Below are 16,556 nucleotides of genomic sequence, written 5' to 3'. Positions count from 1 at the left end.
CCACGGGAGGACGGCGGGGGCTTCGTGGGCCCCCGCCGTCGTCACCCGAGGACCTGGGTCCTGAAGGGTCAGGCCTGCTCGGCGGCCTCGGCCGGAGCGTCGGCGGCCTCGGCGTCCGCGACCTTCTCGGTCTCGGCGGAGGTCTGGACCTCGGCGGCCTCGGCGGCGGCCGGGGCCTCGGCCTCGGTCTCGTCGGCCTTCTTCTCACCCTCGAGCAGGTCGCGCTCCCACTCGGCGAGCGGCTCGCCCTGGGCCTTCTCGCCCGGCTTCGAGTCGCCGGTCGCGGCGCCGGAGCGGGCGATGAGGCCCTCGGCGACGGCGTCGGCGATCACGCGGGTGAGCAGGGTGACGGAGCGGATCGCGTCGTCGTTGCCCGGGATCTTGTAGTCGACCTCGTCGGGGTCGCAGTTGGTGTCGAGGATCGCGACGACCGGGATGTGGAGCTTGCGCGCCTCACCGACGGCGATGTGCTCCTTCTTGGTGTCGACGATCCAGACGGCGCTCGGCACCTTCTGCATCTCGCGGATGCCACCGAGGGTCTTCTCCAGCTTGGCCTTCTCGCGGGAGAGGACCAGGAGCTCCTTCTTGGTGAGACCCGAGGCGGCGACGTCCTCGAAGTCGATCTGCTCGAGCTCCTTGAGGCGCTGCAGACGCTTGTAGACGGTGGAGAAGTTGGTGAGCATGCCACCGAGCCAACGCTGGTTGACGTACGGCATGCCGACGCGCGTCGCCTGCTCGGCGATGGCCTCCTGGGCCTGCTTCTTCGTACCGACGAACATGATGGAGCCGCCGTGCGCGACGGTCTCCTTGACGAACTCGTAGGCGCGGTCGATGTACGACAGCGACTGGAGCAGGTCGATGATGTAGATGCCGTTGCGCTCGGTGAAGATGAAGCGCTTCATCTTCGGGTTCCAGCGACGGGTCTGGTGACCGAAGTGGACGCCGCTCTCCAGCAGCTCCCGCATCGTGACGACGGCCATGGCCGTATCTCCTTGGGTTTCTCGGTTGTGTTCCTGACGCCCCGGCGCGCCATGCCCACGAGGGACCGAAAGGCGCTGCCACCGTCGGAGGACCGTGGCGGGGCGTGCGAAGTCGACCCGGTGACCCGAGTCGCCATAGGAAGTGTACGGGACCCCGGGGGCAACGGGTGACGGCACTGTCCACAACCGGTGAGTAGTCCACAGGAACCGCCCGCGACCCGTACGGACCGGACGGCCGGGGGAGCCTTCCCCCATGCACTTCACGACCTGCCTCACGACGTCGCTCACGGCCCTGCTCCTGGCCGTCGGCCCCTTCTGGCCGGTGGACGGCACGCCCCCGCCCGGGATCGTCCGCGGCTGGCAGCCCCCGCCGGGCCCGTACGCGGCGGGCCACCGCGGCGTCGACCTCGCCGCACCACCGGGCACCCCGGTCCTGGCTCCCACGGCGGGCACGGTGACCTTCGCGGGTCCGGTCGGCGGCCGGGGGGTCCTCACCCTGACCCTCCCGGGCACGGGCACTCCCCCGCTGCGCACGACCTTCTCCCCGGTGACCCCCCTGGTCCTGGCCGGCACCACGGTCCCGGCGGGCACCCCGATCGCCCGCGTCACCCCCGGCACCCACTGCCCGGAAACCTGCCTCCACTGGGGCCTCCGCAGGGGCGACCACTACCTGAACCCCCTGCTCCTGACGAAAAGGGCACCGTCGCGGCTGCTGCCGCTGGGGGGCTGAGAAACGGAGGGGGGTGGGGGGGTGGGGGGAGGGGAGGGGGGAGGGGGGTCCCGGACGTTTTCTTCGAGCGGTCAGGCCGGGGAGCCGTTGACGCCGTGGAGGGCCATCGTGACCGCCGCCTCGGTGATCTCCGCGGGGTCCTCGGCCGCGCCGAGTTCGAGGCGGCGGACGGCGGCGTCGACGACGCCTTGGAGGAGCATGGCGGCCAGGCGGGGGCGGGGCTGTCCCAGGGCGGCGAGCGCTTCGACGACCATGGTGACGAGGCCGCCGTGGGCCGCGCGGATCTTCTCGCGGGCGCCGTCGTCCAGCTCGCCGGCGGAGATGGCGACGACCGCGCGGTGGCGCCGGTCCCCGACCAGCTCCAGCTGCTTGCGGACGTACGCCTCGACCTTGTCCTGGGGCGTCTCCGCGTCGGCCATGGCCAGCTCGACCTCGGCGGCCCAGACCGGGAAGTCGACGGCGCACAGCTCCTCGACGACGGCGGCGCGCGATCGGAAGTACTCGTAGACCGACGAGCGGGCGAGGCCCGTGCGCTCGGCGAGTGCGGGGAAGGTCAGCGCCTCCGTCCCGCCCTCGGACAGCAGGGAACGCGCGGCGTCCAGCAGGGCGCCGCGCTGCATCGTCCGGTGCTCGGCCACGGAGGCCGCTCGAATCCTGGGCACGGCTCCACTGTACGACCGGACCGCGTCGCTCAGCGTCCGACGTCGGCCAGCTTGGCGCGGAGCTGGAGGACGGACTTGGTGTGGATCTGGCTGACGCGGCTCTCGGTGACGCCCAGGACGTGGCCGATCTCGGCGAGCGTGAGGCCCTCGTAGTAGTAGAGGGTGACGACCGTCTTCTCGCGTTCGGGGAGCGTGTTGATGGCGCGGGCGAGCAGCCGGCGCAGCTCGCGGTCCTCGGCGATCTCGACGGGGTTGTCGGCGGCCGTGTCCTCCAGCGTGTCCATCAGGGAGAGCCGGTCCCCGCCCTCGCCGCCGACGTGCAGCAGCTCCTCCAGGGCGACCACGTTGGCCAGGGACAACTGGCTGAAGACCGCGTGCAGTTCCTCCAGCGTGATGTCCATCTCCGCGGCGACCTCGCTCTCGGAGGGGGTGCGGCGGAGCTGGGCCTCCAGGGTGGCGTAGGCGCGTTCGACGTTCCGCGCCTTCTGCCGGACGGAGCGCGGGATCCAGTCGAGGGCGCGGAGTTCGTCGATCATGGCGCCGCGGATGCGGGTGATGGCGTACGTCTCGAACTTGATGGCGCGTTCGACGTCGAACTTCTCGATGGCGTCGATGAGGCCGAAGACGCCGGAGGAGACGAAGTCGGCCTGTTCCACGTTGGACGGCAGCCCGACGCTGACCCGTCCCGCGACGTACTTGACGAGGGGCGAGTAGTGCAGGATCAGCTGCTCCCGCAGCCGCTCGTCGCCCGTGTCCTTGTACGACCGCCACAGTTCGTCGAGGGAGGTCGGTGCGGGCGGTCGCACGGTGCCCCGGGCCGCTGGGGGCACCGCAGCGCGGTCAGACCCGGAGGTGTGCTGGGGCATGCGTTGCCTTGAGCCGTTCTGCTGTCGGGTGTGTCGGTGTGGGCGTGGGTGTCGTGGAGGGAATCCCGGTGAGCGTAGCGTGAGTGTGCCGTCGCGGTGAGCGAACATCGGTGGATCGCGCCGCTCCCGGTGGACCCCGTCGGTCACGTCTTCGAACCGGGGCCGTGGCGCGGGTCGGCCCCTCGGAGGCGGTCGAGGGAACTCGATTGTTCATCGGCTTCACCTTTTCACCCGAATGCTCCAGGTCAAGTACCGCCTCGCCGCGCGTTCGACGCCTGTGTGGCGCTGTTCGTCAACTGCCAGCCCACTCCGTACCGTTCGACGAAGCCGAGGGAGTGGAGTTCGTACAGCTTGGCGAGGGTCTCGTCGGGGTGGGTCCCGGCGCGCTGGGCGATGACGGTGGTGGGGGTGGGGCCGCGGGCGGGGACGGCCTCCAGGACGTGCGCCGTGGCGGGGGCGAGGAGGTCGCGGGGCAGGACGGGACCCCGGCGCGCCGGGGCGAGCTGGCCCATGTCCCCGACGAGTTCCACGATCTCCTCGGCGTCGGTGACGAGGGTGGCGTCACCGCGCAGGAGTTCGTGCACGCCCGCGGAGAGCGCGCTGGTGGCCGGCCCGGGCACGCCCATGGTGTGGCGGCCGAGCCGTGCGGCAGCGCGAGCGGTGGAGAGGGAGCCGCTGCGGTGCTGCGCCTCGACGACGACGGTTCCGCGGGTGAGGGCGGCGATGACGCGGTTGCGGAGGATGAAGCGGCTGGGGGTGGGGTGACTTCCGGGCGGCAACTCCCCTGCTACCAGGCCCTGTTCGGTGATGCGCCGGATGAGCCGGTCGTGGCCGCGGGGGTAGGGGACGTCGACGCCGCAGGCGAGGACGGCGATGGTGGCGCCCTCGGCGGCGAGGGCTCCCCGGTGGGCGGCGGCGTCGATGCCGTAGGCGGCCCCGGAAACGACGACCCAGCCTTTTCTCGCGAGGCCGGTGGCGAGGTCGGTGGCGATGTGGGCGCCGTAGGGGGTGCAGGCGCGGGCGCCGACCAGGGCGACGGAGCGCAGGGCCCAGGTGCGCAGATCGGCGGGGCCCCGGAGCCAGAGGCCGACGGGGCGGGCGTCTCCGAGGTCGTCGAGCTGCCGGGGCCATTCGGTGTCGCCGGGGATGAGGAAGCGGCCGCCGAGGGCGTGGACGGCGTCGAGGTCGCGGGCGGGTTCGGCGGCGGTGGCGCGCAGTCGCCAGGAGGCGACGCGTTTGCGACCGGTGCCGGGGAAGGGGCCCCTGTCGGGGTGGGTGCCGTCGTCGGAGTGAGTGTGGTCGTCGGGATGAGTGTGACCGTCACGGCGGGTGCCGTCGTCGGGACGGGTGCCGTCGTCGAATCGGCCGTCCTCGGGACGGGTGCCGTCGCCGGATCGGCCGTCCTCGGGACGGGTGCCGTCGCCGGATCGGCCGTCGTCGGGACGGGTGCCGTCGCCGGATCGGCCGTCGTCGGGGTACAGGAGTCGTTCGAGGAAGCCGGTGGCCCCGTACCGGCGGATCCAGCGGCCGGCGTGTTCGTCACCGGGTTCGACGGTGCGGGTGAGGGCGGCACGGGCGAGCCGTTCGTCCGTGGAGGCGGTGGAGGCGGCAGAGGCCGCGGAGGCGGTGGGAGTGTCGGGGGTCATGCGCGGCCTCCCGTTCCGACGGGCACGCCGCGGGCGACGCCGGTGCGCATCTCCAGGGCGAGGGCGATGTCCCGGTGGTCCGGCCGGTCGTGTCCGGCCAGGTCGGCGACGGTCCAGGCGACGCGCAGGACGCGGTCGAGGCCGCGGGCGGTGAGCAGTCCGCGTTCGATGTCGCGTTCGGCCTCGGCGAGGGCTCCGGGCGCCGCGTGGTAGCGGGTGCGGAGCTCGTGGCCGGGGATCTCGCTGTTGACCCTCCAGGGGGTGTCGGCGAGCCGGGCGGCGGCCCGGGCGCGGGCCTCGCGGACGCGCTCGGCGACGACGGCGGTGGTCTCTCCCCTGCCGCCCTGCCCGAGGAGGTCGGCGCGGGTGACGGGCTCGGCCTCGACGCGCAGGTCGACCCGGTCGAGCAGGGGTCCGGAGAGGCGTGCCTGGTAGCGGCGGACGAGCGAGGGCGGGCATTCGCAGCCGGCGCCGTACAGGGTGTGCCGTCCGCAGGGGCAGGGGTTGGCGGCGAGGGCGAGGAGGAAGCGGGCGGGGAGGCGGACGACGCCGGCGGCACGGGCGATGACGACGTGCCCGGATTCGAGGGGCTGGCGGAGCGCGTCCAGTGCCTTGCCCGAGAATTCGGGGGCTTCGTCGAGGAAGAGGATGCCGCGGTGGGCGAGGGAGACGGCACCGGGCCTGGGGAGTCCGTTCCCGCCGCCGACGAGGGACTGCATGGTGGCGGAGTGGTGGGGCGCGCAGTAGGGGGCGCGGCGGACGAGGGGTTCGCCGGGCGGGAGGATGCCGGCGACGGAGTGGACGGCGGTGACCTCCAGGGACTCCTGTCGGGTGAGGGGCGGGAGGATGCCGGGGAGGCGCTCGGCCAGCATGGTCTTCCCCGCTCCGGGCGGTCCCGAGAGCAGGAGGTGGTGGCTGCCGGCGGCGGCGATCTCCAGGGCGCGGCGGGCGTGGTGCTGGCCGGCGACGTCGGCGAGGTCGGGTCCTTCGGCGGGGTCGGCGGCGAGGCCGGTGCCGATGCCGGCGCCGGGGACGAGGAGTCCGGCGAGCATGGCGTCGGGCCGTCCCTCCTCGGTGGGTTCCTCGTCGGGGACGGGTTCGTCCGTGAGGACGGCGATCAGTTGGCGCAGGCTGCGGACGCCGAGGACGGAGACTCCGGGGACGAGCGAGGCCTCGCCCGCGGTCTGCTCGGGGACGACGACCTGCCGGTATCCGGCGTCGGCGGCGGCGAGGACGGCAGGCAGGATGCCGCGGACGGGGCGGACGCGTCCGTCGAGTCCGAGTTCGCCGATGAGGACGAGGTCGGCGATGGTGCGCGGGTCGATCCGCTCGGCGGCGCCGAGTACGGCGGCGGCAACAGCAAGATCAAAACCGCTGCCACCTTTCGGGACGGACGCCGGGCTCAGGCCGACGGTGAGCTTCTTCTGGGGCCATTCACCGCCGGAATTGACGACGGCGGCGCGGACGCGGTCGCGGCTCTCGGTGAGGCTCTTGTCGGGGAGGCCGACGAGGGCGAAGGCGGCGACGCCGGGTTCGAGGTCGGCCTGTACTTCGACGACGACGCCCTCGACGCCGACGAGGGCGACGGAGCAGGTGCGGGCGAATCCCATCAGGCCACCCCCTGGGCGTGGGTGAGGACGGGGGCGCCGCGGCGGGGCAGGACGATGCCGACGAGGTCGATGCGGACGCCTCCGGCGGGGGCCGGGGTGCCGCTGCGGTCGAGCCAGCAGTCGGCGAGGCGGCGGAGCCGTTCGGCCTTGCGGGGCGTGACGGCGGCCATCGGGTGTTCGTAGGCGCCGTGGCGCCGGGTCTTGACCTCGCAGATGACGAGGGTGTCGCCGTCGCGGGCGACGATGTCGATCTCGCCGGCCCGGCCGCAGCGCCAGTTGCGGGCGAGGATGTGCATGCCGGTCGCGGTGAGCCGGCGGGTCGCCAGCTCCTCCCCGTACCGTCCGAGCGCACGGGTGGCGCCGGTCCTGTCCGTCGCGCCGGTCGGATCAGTCGTATCGGTCGGGTCAGTCGTATCGGTCGGGTCAGTCGTATCGGTCGTGTTCATACGGACCACCTCCGTCACCGACTGTGACGGGGTGAGGCGTTCCGTGTGCGGGGCTGTGGACGGCCGGGGTGCTGTGGAGAACCCCCTCACCCGTGGGGGTGATCGTCCGGCAGCACCCCAACCGCCGGACCCCACCACCGCCGGACCCGACCGCCGCCGGACCCGGTTGCCGTCGGACCCGGTTGCCGTCGGACCCGACCGTCACCGGACCCGGTTGCCGTCGGACCCGATTGCTACCGGCCTCAGCTGCCGGGAAGTTCGAGGTCGCTCTTGTTGAGCTCCTCGATGTTCACGTCCTTGAACGTGAGCACACGGACCTGCTTGACGAACCTGGCCGGCCTGTACATGTCCCAGACCCAGGCATCCGCCATGCTGACCTCGAAGAAGACCTCACCCTGCACCGAGTGGACCTGCATCTCGTAGTCGTTGGTGAGGTAGAAACGCCGCTCGGTCTCGATCACGTATTTGAACAGGCCGACGACGTCGCGGTACTCCCGGTAGAGCTTCAGCTCCATCTCGGTCTCGTACTTCTCGAGGTCCTCGGCGCTCATGGCATGTTCCCCTTCAGCCGTGCGTCCCCCCATTGTGCGCCAGCCGTACGCGTCCCTAGACGATTTCCGGGGCGAGGACGACCGGTGCACGCGGAGGTCCCTCGTCGAGCAGCGTGCGCAGCAGCTCGGCGAGCCTGGTCGGGTACACCGTCTCACGGGCGGCCGACAGTTCGGCGGAGGTCCACCATCTCAGGCCCGAGAGACTGCGGGTCTCCAGCTCCGTGAGGGCCCGCGGCCCGGGCGCGGCCCCGGCCCGGCGGGTGCGGGCGAGGTAGTACCACTCGTCCTGGTCCCAGCGCCGTCCGGCGAAGGGGAAGGAGCAGTGCCGGGTCCAGAGGACGGGTCCGAGGTCGACGTCGGTGATGCCGGTCTCCTCCGCCAGTTCGCGCAGCGCGGCCGCTTCCCGGGTCTCGTCGCCCTCCAGTCCCCCGCCGGGCGTGAACCACCAGGAGAGGCCGGGGTCCTCGGGCTCGTGGCCGTGCAGCAGCAGGACGCGGTCCTCCGGGTCGAGCAGGACGACCCGCGCGACCTTCCGGACCACGGGCCCCGCACCCGGCACGGACTCCCCCGCACTCGCGGAGGGCTCTCCCGTACTCGCGGAGGGCTCTCCCGCACTCGCGGAGGGCTCTCCCGCACTCGCATAGGGCTCCCCCGCAGCCGGTACGGCCTCGTCCCCGCCCGGCAAAGGCTGCTCCCCCCTACCCGTAACCGCCTCCGTCTCCCGTACGGGCTCCGTCATACTCCCGCCCCCTCCCGGGCCCCGGTCCGCCGGCCGTCCGGTCGCCGGCCCAGGAGCCGCGCCACCGGCCCGTACGCGGCTCCCGCGAAGACCAGTACGCCGCCGGCCCCGATCACCGCGAGGAGGGTCGTGAACGGCCCCGGCCGCGAGACGCCGCCCGGAAGGCCCGCGAAGCCCGTGGGGCGGTCCAGGAGGCCCTTGGCGGGCCAGACGACGGCGTCGACCCTGGCGACGACCGTGGAGCGGGGCACGGAGCCCCGGCCGGCCTCTTCGAGGTGGGTGCGGGAGTCGAGGGAGGTGTGCCGGTCGTCGCCGAGGAGGAAGAGGCTGTCCTCGGGGACGGTCACGGAGAACTCCCGGTCGGAGGCGATCGTACGGCCGCCCATCCCGGGCCTGAGGTACGGCTCGTCGACGGCCTTGCCGTTGACGGTGAGCCGCCCCTCCGCGTCGCAGCAGGCGACCGTGTCGCCGCCGACGGCCACGACTCGCTTGACCATGGGCGAGGAGCCCCAGAGGGGGTCGTTGAAGACGACGACGTCACCGCGCTTCACCTCGGCCCCGTCGACGCGCTCGGCGAGCACGCGCGAGTTGACGTCGAGGGTGGGGGTCATGGAGTCGGTGGGGACGGTGAACGGCCGGTAGAGCACGGCGCCCCAGACGAACCCGCCGAGGAAGAGCACACAGCCGACGGCCACGGCCAGCCCCGACAGCACGCTGCCGAGGCGGCCGCGGCCGCCCTTGGTCCGTATGGTTCCGCTCATGTGCACCCCAGAGGTCTGTCGACGGTCCGGGACGGCACACTACCCGCGGGTCGTTACCCGGCGGTATGCCGCGCGAGCTGCTTCTTCCGGCGCCACAGCACCAGCGGGAGCGCTCCGGCGACGCTCGCCGCGCCCAGCGGGGCGGCCGCCATCGCCTTGTTGAGCGCGGGGTTGTCGAAGATGCCGGGCACGGGGAGCGTGGCCCAGCGGGTGACCGGCCAGGCGACGACGACGGCGCGGCCCACGACCAGGTCGTTGGCGACGGTGCCGCCACCCGGGAGCTCCTGGTGGAAGCGGGAGTCCAGGGAGTTCTGCCGGTTGTCGCCCATGACCCAGATGCGGCCCTCGGGGACCTTGATCGGGCCGAAGGAGTCCTGGCAGGGGACGGAGCCGGGGTAGAGGTACGAGGTCTCGTCGAGCGGCACCCCGTTGAGGACGACCTTGCCGCCCTCCTTGCAGGAGACGGTGTCGCCGCCGACCGCGATGACGCGCTTGATGAGGTCCTTCTCCTCGGCGGACGGCATGAGGCCGATGAAGCTGAGGAACTTCTGGACGACGTTCGGCTTGGGCGTCGCGGCAGTCTCCAGCCAGCCGCCCGGGTCGTGGAAGACGACGACCTCGCCGCGCTCGGGTTCGGAGCCGAACCACGGCGTCAGCTTGTCGACGAGCACCCGGTCGCCCTTCTTGAGGGTGTTCATCATCGATTCCGAGGGAATCGAGAACGCCTGCACCAGGAAGGTCTTGATCAGCAGCGCGAGCACCAGCGCGATGCCGACGAGGAGCGGCAGTTCCTTCCAGAAGGAACGCTGCTTCTTCGGGGCCCTGCCGGACCCGCCCGTCTCGTCGTCACGCGGCGCGCCGTCGCCGTGCGACACCTCGTCATCCGTCACGTTGCCACCCGTCACGTCGTCGGCCCTGGCCTCGTCGGCCCTCTTCTCGGGCTCATCGTGTCCGGATCGTGCGCCGACGGCCACATCCCCCACATCCACTCCTCAGTCCGTGCGAACGCCTGCCCCGGAACAGGGACAGGCCCACCACTCCCATAACGAGCAGAAGTTCCGCAGGGGTCGGGAGCCCGGGCAATCCGTTCAGATTCCGCGAGGACACACTATGCGACGGACCGAGCGCCCCATCGGAGCCCGCACGGGGGTCCGGCACTCCGGCGAAGGTCCCCCGTTCCTCCAGACCCCGCCAGTGGCCGACGGGCCAGACGATCGCCACGGCGCGCCCCACGACCTGCTCCTCCGCGACCGTGCCGTGGTCCTCCTCGTCGAGGTGGAAGCGGGAGTCGGCCGAGTCGGAGCGGTGGTCGCCGAGGACGAAGATCCGGCCCTCGGGGACCTTCACCTCGAAGGGGATGGTGGACGGCGGATTCCCCGGGTGGAGGTACGGCTCGTTCAGGGGTACGCCGTTGACGGTGATCCGCCCGTCCGCGTCGCAGCAGCGGACGGTGTCGCCGCCGACGGCCACGACCCGCTTGATGAGGTCCCGTTCGTCGGCCGAGGGCAGCAGCCCGATGAAGGTCAGCGCCTGCTTGGCCTGTCTGATGCCGACGGGGTCGTCGGCGGGGGGCACGGGGTCCTCGTGGAGCCAGCCTCCGGGGTCCTTGAAGACGACGACGTCGCCGCGCTCCGGGCGGGAGCCGAACCAGGGGGTCAGCTTGTCGACGACCACCCGGTCGCTGATCCGGATCGTCTGCTCCATGGAGCCGGAGGGGATGACGAACGCCTGGACGAGGAAGGTCTTGAGGACGAGGGCGATGAGCACGGCGACCGTGATCAGGATCGGGATCTCCCGGATCGCGGAGCGCTGCCGGCGTCGCTTGACCTTGCGGGCGAGCTTGCGCCGTTCGGCGCGTCCGGGCCGGGCGGAACCGTGCTCGGGGGCGTGACCGGCCCCGCCGGCCGGGCGGCCCCGGCTACCCACGGGTCCCCGCCCCGCCGCCCGCGGGTCCCGCCGGGTGTCCGCCGGGCGGTGGCGCCGGCACGGCGTCGAAGCCGTCCGTGCCCGCCACGCCGGTCCAGCGGCCGAAGGGCCAGACGATCCGGTCGGCGCGTCCGACGACCTCGTCGACGGGGACCATGCCGCCGCCGGGGCTGCCCAGGTGGTCCCGGGAGTCGCTGGACTGGCTGCGGTGGTCGCCCATGACCCAGAGCCGGCCCGGGGGGACGACGATGTCGAAGGGCACGCCGGAGGGCGGGTCCCCGGGCATCAGGTATCGCTCCACGACGGGGACGCCGTTGACGGTGAGCCGGCCGTCCTCGTCGCAGCAGACGACCCGGTCGCCGCCGGTGCCGACGACCCGCTTCACGAAGTCGGTCTCGGCGGGTTCCGCGAGTCCGAGGGCGGCCGCCGCATCGCGCAGCAGGCCGGTGACGGGGTTGCCCTCGGGCTCCTCCGGCACGAAGGAGCCGGTGCCGTCGAAGACGACGACGTCACCGCGGTGCGGCTCGTCCCCGAAGCGGTACGCCAGTTTGTTCACCAGGATCCGGTCGCCGACCTGGAGCGTCGGCTCCATGGAGCGGCTGGGGATGAGGAACGGCTGCATGACGAAGTGGCTCAGGAGCAGCAGGAAGGTCACGCAGGCGCCGCCCACGAGGGCCGTGCGCCGCCAGGAGGACACGAACCCGGCGTCCTCGGAACTCCCGGAGTCAGAGCCGGAGCCGGAGCGAGAGTCAGAGCTGGAGCCGGAGCCGGAGCGAGAGTCAGAGCCGCAGTCCTCCGGATCCCCGGAAACGCGCGCGGAGCGCGGCCCTTCCCCCGTACCGGAGTCCCTGTCGGGGTCCGTGTCGGAAGAGGGGCCGCGCTCCGTGTGCTGTGCTTCGGTGTCCATCGCCGGGCAAGCCTATCCGGCCTGTCCGTGCGCGGAGTCGGAAGCGCGGTGCGTGCCGGGAGCCGGGGCTCAGCGGTCGCGCTTCTCCTTGATCTTGGCGGCCTTGCCGCGCAGCTCGCGGAGGTAGTAGAGCTTGGCGCGACGGACGTCACCGCGGGTCACGAGCTCGATCTTCTCGAAGATCGGGCTGTTGACCGGGAAGGTGCGCTCGACGCCGACGGAGAACGAGACCTTGCGGACCGTGAAGGTCTCGCTGACGCCCGAGCCCTGGCGGCGGATGACGACGCCCTTGAACTGCTGGATGCGGGAGCGGTTGCCCTCGATGACGCGGACGTGCACGTTGACGGTGTCGCCCGGGCGGAAGGCGGGGAGGTCGGAGCGGAGCGAAGCCGCGTTGACCTGGTCGAGCAGGGAGGCCATGGAGGTCTCTTTCCTCGCTGATGCCACAGGTCATCAGCGGTACGTTCGAAGGTGATGTCAGAGGCCGTCCGCTCCTGGCGGCGTCGTTCCCCCTGTGGCAGGGGCGCGCGCCGGACGGACGACAGCGGCCTATTCTTCCACGCCCTCGACCCTGCGCCAAAATCGGCCGCCGGGCTCGGGGGCCCACCCCAGCATGGAGAGGATCTCCCGGTCCTTCTTGTCGAAGGCGGCCGGGTCGCAGCGCTCGATGAGGTCGGGCCGGTGGGCGGCGGTGCGGCGGAAGGCCTCGTCGCGCCGCCAGCGGGCGATCTTCCCGTGGTGGCCGCTGAGGAGGACGTCGGGGATGTCCCGGCCGCGCCACTCGGGCGGCTTGGTGTAGACGGGGCCCTCCAGGAGGTTGGCCATGGCCCCGGGGGCGAAGGAGTCGTCCCGGTGGGACTCGGCGTTGCCGAGGACGCCGGGCAGGAGGCGGGCGACGGCCTCGGTGACGACGAGGACGGCGGCCTCCCCGCCGGCCAGGACGTAGTCGCCGATGGAGACCTCGTAGACCGGCATCCGGGTCGCGTACTCGTCCATGACGCGGCGGTCGATGCCCTCGTAGCGGGCCGGGGTGAAGATCAGCCAGGGCCGCTCGGAGAGTTCGACGGCCAGTTCCTGGGTGAAGGGGCGGCCGCTGGGGGTGGGGACGACGAGGACGGGGCCGTGGGCGCCGCCCTCGTAGCCGTCGGCGAGCGTCTGGTCGAGCGCTTCGCCCCAGGGCCCGGTCTTCATGACCATGCCGGGGCCGCCGCCGTACGGGGTGTCGTCGACCGTGTTGTGCCGGTCGTGGGTCCACGCGCGCAGGTCGTGGACGTGGACGTCGAGCTGCCCTCGCGCGCGTGCCTTGCCGACGAGGGAGACGTTCAGCGGTTCGAGGTACTCGGGGAAGATCGTGACGACGTCGAGCCTCACGCGTCCCCCTCGCGGGACTCGTCCTCGGACTCCTCGCGGGACTCGTCCTCGTCGTCCTCGTCGTCCTCGCGGGAGGAGGCGATCTCGGCGCGGTCGTCGATCAGGCCGGGCGGCGGGTCGATCACGGCCCGCTGCTCCTCCAGGTCGATCTCGGTGACGATCTCCCCGACGAAGGGGATCATCAGCTCGGTGCCGTCGGGGCGTTCGACGATGAAGAGGTCCTGGGACGGCAGGTGGGAGATCTCGGTGATGCGCCCGATCTCGGTGCCGTCGGCGAGGACGACGTCGAGGTCCATGAGCTGGTGGTCGTAGTACTCGTCCTCCTCCTCGGGCATCTCCGTGGGGTCGACCTCGGCGATGAGGAGGGTGTTGCGCAGGGCCTCGGCGGCGGTGCGGTCGCGGACGCCCTCGAAGCGCAGCAACAGGCGGCCGCTGTGGACGCGGCCGGTCTCGATGGTCAGCGGCCCGGTGGAGGCCGGGTCGGTGAGCAGGACGGCGCCGGGGCCGAGCCTGAGCTCGGGCTCGTCCGTACGCACCTCGACGGTGACCTCGCCCTTGATGCCGTGGGCGCGCCCGATCCGCGCGACTACCAACTGCACTGCTTCACTCTCTCCTGTCACACGGCTCGTACGACAACGGGCCGGGGCGGGCTCGTAAGCCCTCCCCGGCCCGTGCCGGCACAACTCAAGGTGATGCTGCCGAACTTCTCAGCGGACCTGGTCCACGTCGACGAGGTCGACCCGGATCCCACGGCCACCGATGGCCCCCACGACGGTGCGCAGCGCACGCGCGGTGCGGCCGTTGCGGCCGATCACCTTGCCGAGGTCGTCGGGGTGGACCCGGACCTCCAGCACGCGGCCCCGGCGCAGGTTGCGCGAGGCGACCTGCACCTCGTCGGGGTTGTCGACGATGCCCTTCACGAGGTGCTCGAGAGCCTCCTCGAGCATGATCAGGCCTCGGTCGACTCGGTGGACGCGGCCTCGGCCTCGTCCGCCTTCTTGTCGGCCTTCTTGGCCTTCGGGGTGATGGCCTCACCCTTGTCGTCGCCGCCCTCGAGGGTCTTCGCGAACTCGTCGAACGAGGCGCGCTTCGCCTCCTTGGTCGCCGGGACGAGCAGAGCCTTCTCGGGGGCCGGGAGGCCCTTGGCCTTCTGCCAGTCGCCGGTGAGCTTCAGGATGGCGAGGACCGGCTCGGTCGGCTGGGCGCCGACGGACAGCCAGTACTGCGCACGCTCGGAGTCGACCTCGATGCGCGACGGGTTGTACGTCGGGTGGTAGAGGCCGATCTCCTCGATCGCGCGACCGTCACGGCGGGTGCGGGAGTCGGCGACGACGATGCGGTAGTGCGGCTGGCGGATCTTGCCGAGGCGCTTGAGCTTGATCTTGACTGCCACTGGAGTGGTGTCTCCTGGTCTATGACGTGGTTGGGCACTTGAGATGCCACGTGGGGTTGCGGTACTCGGATGCCCGATGGACGCGTCAGCCGGAGGAGAGAGGGGTCCTGTGCGACTGTCGAGTACAGCTAGCCATTGTGCCACACGCCGCGGGGTCAGTTGGCGGCGCCCACCGTCTCCGGGATGCGGAAGGGCTTGCCGCAGCCGCCGCAGACGATCGGGGCCTGGGCGAGCACCGACGGGACCACGCGCACGTTGCGCCCGCAGTCGCAGACGGCCTTGACGCGCACGCCGCCGCCCGAGGAGCCGTGCCGGGCGGCCGGTCCGCGGAAGGAGCGCTTGGTGTCGGCGGCCGTGGCGACCGTGTGGGCCTTGAGGGCGCGCTGGAGCCGCTCGATGGTGGGGCGGTAGCGCCGCCTGGCCTCCGCGTTGAGCGTGACCAGGGAGAAGCCGCTGCTGGCGTGCGGCTCCTCGGGGTGGTCGAGGCCCATCTCCTCGGCGATCGCGAGGAAGCGGCGGTTGTGGTAGCGGCCGGCGCGGGAGGTGTCCCGGACACCTCTGGCGGCGGCGATGCCGTGGACTGCCTCGTGGAGGAGTCGTTCGAAGGAGAGTTCGGCGCCGCAGGCGGACGAGGACTCTCCGATGAGGGATTCGGGCGCGGCAAGGTCGGGCAGCTCGGGGTGGTGCCGCTGAATGTCGGCCCACGCCTGTGCCAGCTCTGCGGCGAGAACAGGTGGTGTCGTGCTCACGTCGGGTACAACGAGCCGGAGTGCCCCCGGGTTCCATTCCGGGGCATCCCAAATATTTTGCACTTACCAGTCAGTTTGCGATGGATGCGTCCCGACGAGGGCCAGTGCGTCGAACTGCGGAGAAGCCGCGCGGGAGGCGCCAAGCCCGTACGTAGCGGCGCATACGCCCCGGCGCGTGGCCCGGCCGCGTACGCCCCCGTGTTCCGGGGGACCCGAGCGCGTGCACCCCTTCCGCGAGGGGGCCCGGAACGGGCGCGAAGTGTTGCGGGGACATTACCGGGTCGGCGCGCGCGGGCGCACACCGCCCCTCCCCCGGACGAATCGGTCCGCCCCGACCACTGGACGCGGCACCGGATGCGCAGTTCCCTGACTACGGGGGGCTGTCGTCCGAGCACTGATTGGGGCGCTTATCCATGACACCTACGCTCGTCCCGCACCACCCCGCGCGCGACTGGGCCGAGATCCAGGAACGGATGCTCGTCCCCCTCTACGACGCGGTGTACGACCGCCTCGGCGTGGGCGGGAACTCCCGGGTCCTCGGCCTGGGCTGCGGCTCGGGCCTGGCCCTCCTCATGGCGGCCGCGCGGGGCGCCCGGGTGGCCGGCGCGGACCGGGACCACGCGCGCGTGGAGCTGGCCAGGGAGCGGCTCCCGGAGGACGTGGCCGTCACCGACGAGCCGCCGGAGTGCACCCCGTACGACGTGGTCACCGCCTTCCACGCGACGGGCGCCCTGCTCCCGGAGCTGGCGGCCGTCACCCGTACGGCCCAGCCGGGCACGACCGTCGTCCTCGCCGGCTGGGGACCCCCGGAGCGGTGTGCCACGGAGCCGGTCCTGCGGGTCGCGGCCCGGCTCGCCGACCGCCGTCCGGCGGCGGGGCTCGGGCCCGACCTGGACGCGCTCGCGGCCTCGGCGGGACTGCGACCGGCCGGTTCGGGCCGGGTGTCCTGCCCCTTCGGGTACGCGGACGGGACCAGCGCGGTGCGGGGCCTCCTGTCGACGGGCGCCTTCGACGAGGCGGTCCGGGCCACGGACCCCTCGCAGGTGGAGAAGGAGATCGAGGAGGCGCTCGCCCCGTACGTCCGCCCGGACGGGACGGTGTGGATGCCGAACGTCTTCCGGTACGTGCTCACCCGCACGCCCTGAGACCCGTACGCGCCGCTGCCGCCACGCCCTGAGGCCCGTACGCGCCGCTGCCGTCACGCCCCGGGACCCGCGCG

The 16,556-nt window shown here is 72.4% G+C and carries 20 protein-coding genes; 2 read left to right on the top strand and 18 right to left on the bottom strand.

Annotation, left to right across the window (positions count from 1 at the left end; translation table 11 throughout):
* Positions 1-68: 68 nt before the first annotated feature.
* On the bottom strand, positions 69-980 hold the full coding sequence (gene rpsB / locus ACIP5O_RS08175) for a 30S ribosomal protein S2 (protein ID WP_356546920.1): 912 nt from the start codon (positions 978-980) through the stop codon (positions 69-71).
* Positions 981-1,233: 253 nt separating this feature from the next.
* Between rpsB and ACIP5O_RS08170 the strand changes: the two genes are divergently transcribed.
* Positions 1,234-1,710, top strand: coding sequence for a murein hydrolase activator EnvC family protein (locus ACIP5O_RS08170; RefSeq protein ID WP_401289952.1), 477 nt, complete (start codon positions 1,234-1,236; stop codon positions 1,708-1,710).
* Positions 1,711-1,781: 71 nt separating this feature from the next.
* Here ACIP5O_RS08170 and ACIP5O_RS08165 read toward each other — a convergent pair whose 3' ends face one another.
* The 17 genes from ACIP5O_RS08165 to ACIP5O_RS08085 all read right to left on the bottom strand — a co-directional run bounded on the left by ACIP5O_RS08165 (position 1,782) and on the right by ACIP5O_RS08085 (position 15,337).
* Complete coding sequence (locus ACIP5O_RS08165; protein ID WP_401290193.1) at positions 1,782-2,330, bottom strand: TetR/AcrR family transcriptional regulator; 549 nt, start codon at positions 2,328-2,330, stop codon at positions 1,782-1,784.
* A 71-nt stretch (positions 2,331-2,401) separates the two neighbouring features.
* A complete protein-coding gene (gene whiG, locus ACIP5O_RS08160) occupies positions 2,402-3,238 on the bottom strand; it encodes an RNA polymerase sigma factor WhiG (protein ID WP_062751998.1) in 837 nt (278 codons plus the stop codon).
* A gap of 245 nt (positions 3,239-3,483) precedes the next feature.
* The gene (dprA, locus tag ACIP5O_RS08155; RefSeq protein ID WP_401289949.1) at positions 3,484-4,884 is read right to left on the bottom strand and encodes a DNA-processing protein DprA; all 1,401 of its coding nucleotides are present in this window, start codon (positions 4,882-4,884) and stop codon (positions 3,484-3,486) included.
* Entirely contained in the window at positions 4,881-6,494 is a 1,614-nt protein-coding gene (locus tag ACIP5O_RS08150; RefSeq protein ID WP_401289946.1) for a YifB family Mg chelatase-like AAA ATPase, read from the bottom strand. Before ACIP5O_RS08150 ends, dprA begins: the two co-directional genes overlap by 4 nt.
* Complete coding sequence (locus ACIP5O_RS08145; RefSeq protein ID WP_401289943.1) at positions 6,494-6,940, bottom strand: YraN family protein; 447 nt, start codon at positions 6,938-6,940, stop codon at positions 6,494-6,496. Before ACIP5O_RS08145 ends, ACIP5O_RS08150 begins: the two co-directional genes overlap by 1 nt.
* Positions 6,941-7,182: 242 nt before the next feature.
* Complete coding sequence (locus tag ACIP5O_RS08140; RefSeq protein ID WP_005311352.1) at positions 7,183-7,491, bottom strand: DUF2469 domain-containing protein; 309 nt, start codon at positions 7,489-7,491, stop codon at positions 7,183-7,185.
* A gap of 55 nt (positions 7,492-7,546) precedes the next feature.
* On the bottom strand, positions 7,547-8,050 hold the full coding sequence (locus tag ACIP5O_RS08135; protein WP_401289940.1) for an NUDIX hydrolase: 504 nt from the start codon (positions 8,048-8,050) through the stop codon (positions 7,547-7,549).
* Positions 8,051-8,226: 176 nt separating this feature from the next.
* Positions 8,227-8,991: a signal peptidase I gene (gene lepB, locus ACIP5O_RS08130; RefSeq protein WP_401289937.1), complete on the bottom strand. Its 765-nt coding sequence runs from the start codon at positions 8,989-8,991 to the stop codon at positions 8,227-8,229.
* 53 nt (positions 8,992-9,044) lie between these two features.
* A complete protein-coding gene (gene lepB / locus ACIP5O_RS08125; protein ID WP_356546906.1) occupies positions 9,045-9,965 on the bottom strand; it encodes a signal peptidase I in 921 nt (306 codons plus the stop codon).
* On the bottom strand, positions 9,934-10,917 hold the full coding sequence (gene lepB, locus ACIP5O_RS08120) for a signal peptidase I (protein ID WP_401289934.1): 984 nt from the start codon (positions 10,915-10,917) through the stop codon (positions 9,934-9,936). The genes lepB (ACIP5O_RS08125) and lepB (ACIP5O_RS08120) overlap by 32 nt, the downstream gene beginning before the upstream one ends.
* A complete protein-coding gene (gene lepB, locus ACIP5O_RS08115) occupies positions 10,910-11,824 on the bottom strand; it encodes a signal peptidase I (protein WP_401289931.1) in 915 nt (304 codons plus the stop codon). Before lepB (ACIP5O_RS08115) ends, lepB (ACIP5O_RS08120) begins: the two co-directional genes overlap by 8 nt.
* Positions 11,825-11,893: 69 nt before the next feature.
* On the bottom strand, positions 11,894-12,244 hold the full coding sequence (gene rplS / locus ACIP5O_RS08110; RefSeq protein ID WP_030223083.1) for a 50S ribosomal protein L19: 351 nt from the start codon (positions 12,242-12,244) through the stop codon (positions 11,894-11,896).
* Between the two features lie 129 nt (positions 12,245-12,373).
* Positions 12,374-13,195, bottom strand: coding sequence for a tRNA (guanosine(37)-N1)-methyltransferase TrmD (gene trmD, locus ACIP5O_RS08105; protein WP_356546898.1), 822 nt, complete (start codon positions 13,193-13,195; stop codon positions 12,374-12,376).
* The gene (rimM, locus tag ACIP5O_RS08100) at positions 13,192-13,794 is read right to left on the bottom strand and encodes a ribosome maturation factor RimM (RefSeq protein ID WP_401289927.1); all 603 of its coding nucleotides are present in this window, start codon (positions 13,792-13,794) and stop codon (positions 13,192-13,194) included. Before rimM ends, trmD begins: the two co-directional genes overlap by 4 nt.
* 108 nt (positions 13,795-13,902) lie before the next feature.
* Positions 13,903-14,142, bottom strand: coding sequence for an RNA-binding protein (locus ACIP5O_RS08095; RefSeq protein ID WP_020868149.1), 240 nt, complete (start codon positions 14,140-14,142; stop codon positions 13,903-13,905).
* Between the two features lie 2 nt (positions 14,143-14,144).
* Positions 14,145-14,588, bottom strand: a complete 444-nt coding sequence (rpsP, locus tag ACIP5O_RS08090; protein ID WP_030690646.1) for a 30S ribosomal protein S16 — start codon at positions 14,586-14,588, stop codon at positions 14,145-14,147.
* A 155-nt stretch (positions 14,589-14,743) separates the two neighbouring features.
* Complete coding sequence (locus ACIP5O_RS08085) at positions 14,744-15,337, bottom strand: hypothetical protein (protein WP_030223094.1); 594 nt, start codon at positions 15,335-15,337, stop codon at positions 14,744-14,746.
* Positions 15,338-15,750: 413 nt separating this feature from the next.
* Between ACIP5O_RS08085 and ACIP5O_RS08080 the strand changes: the two genes are divergently transcribed.
* Positions 15,751-16,482, top strand: coding sequence for a class I SAM-dependent methyltransferase (locus ACIP5O_RS08080; RefSeq protein ID WP_401289925.1), 732 nt, complete (start codon positions 15,751-15,753; stop codon positions 16,480-16,482).
* Positions 16,483-16,556 lie beyond the last annotated feature (74 nt).

The sequence above is a fragment of the Streptomyces sp. NPDC088915 genome (assembly GCF_044749825.1).
Lineage (GTDB): Bacteria > Actinomycetota > Actinomycetes > Streptomycetales > Streptomycetaceae > Streptomyces.
Note: the sequence above shows the minus strand (reverse complement) of the source record. Positions and strands in the feature narration are given on the sequence as shown.

Coding starts and splice junctions, on each gene's coding strand:
- rplS (WP_030223083.1), bottom strand. CDS start 12,244: ATGGCCTCCCTGCTCGACCAGGTCAACGCGGCTTCGCTCCGCTCCGAC.
- ACIP5O_RS08170 (WP_401289952.1), top strand. CDS start 1,234: ATGCACTTCACGACCTGCCTCACGACGTCGCTCACGGCCCTGCTCCTG.
- ACIP5O_RS08145 (WP_401289943.1), bottom strand. CDS start 6,940: ATGAACACGACCGATACGACTGACCCGACCGATACGACTGACCCGACC.
- dprA (WP_401289949.1), bottom strand. CDS start 4,884: ATGACCCCCGACACTCCCACCGCCTCCGCGGCCTCTGCCGCCTCCACC.
- ACIP5O_RS08140 (WP_005311352.1), bottom strand. CDS start 7,491: ATGAGCGCCGAGGACCTCGAGAAGTACGAGACCGAGATGGAGCTGAAG.
- whiG (WP_062751998.1), bottom strand. CDS start 3,238: ATGCCCCAGCACACCTCCGGGTCTGACCGCGCTGCGGTGCCCCCAGCG.
- ACIP5O_RS08165 (WP_401290193.1), bottom strand. CDS start 2,330: ATGCAGCGCGGCGCCCTGCTGGACGCCGCGCGTTCCCTGCTGTCCGAG.
- lepB (WP_401289937.1), bottom strand. CDS start 8,991: ATGAGCGGAACCATACGGACCAAGGGCGGCCGCGGCCGCCTCGGCAGC.
- rpsB (WP_356546920.1), bottom strand. CDS start 980: ATGGCCGTCGTCACGATGCGGGAGCTGCTGGAGAGCGGCGTCCACTTC.
- ACIP5O_RS08095 (WP_020868149.1), bottom strand. CDS start 14,142: ATGCTCGAGGAGGCTCTCGAGCACCTCGTGAAGGGCATCGTCGACAAC.
- ACIP5O_RS08150 (WP_401289946.1), bottom strand. CDS start 6,494: ATGGGATTCGCCCGCACCTGCTCCGTCGCCCTCGTCGGCGTCGAGGGC.
- ACIP5O_RS08080 (WP_401289925.1), top strand. CDS start 15,751: ATGACACCTACGCTCGTCCCGCACCACCCCGCGCGCGACTGGGCCGAG.
- lepB (WP_401289931.1), bottom strand. CDS start 11,824: ATGGACACCGAAGCACAGCACACGGAGCGCGGCCCCTCTTCCGACACG.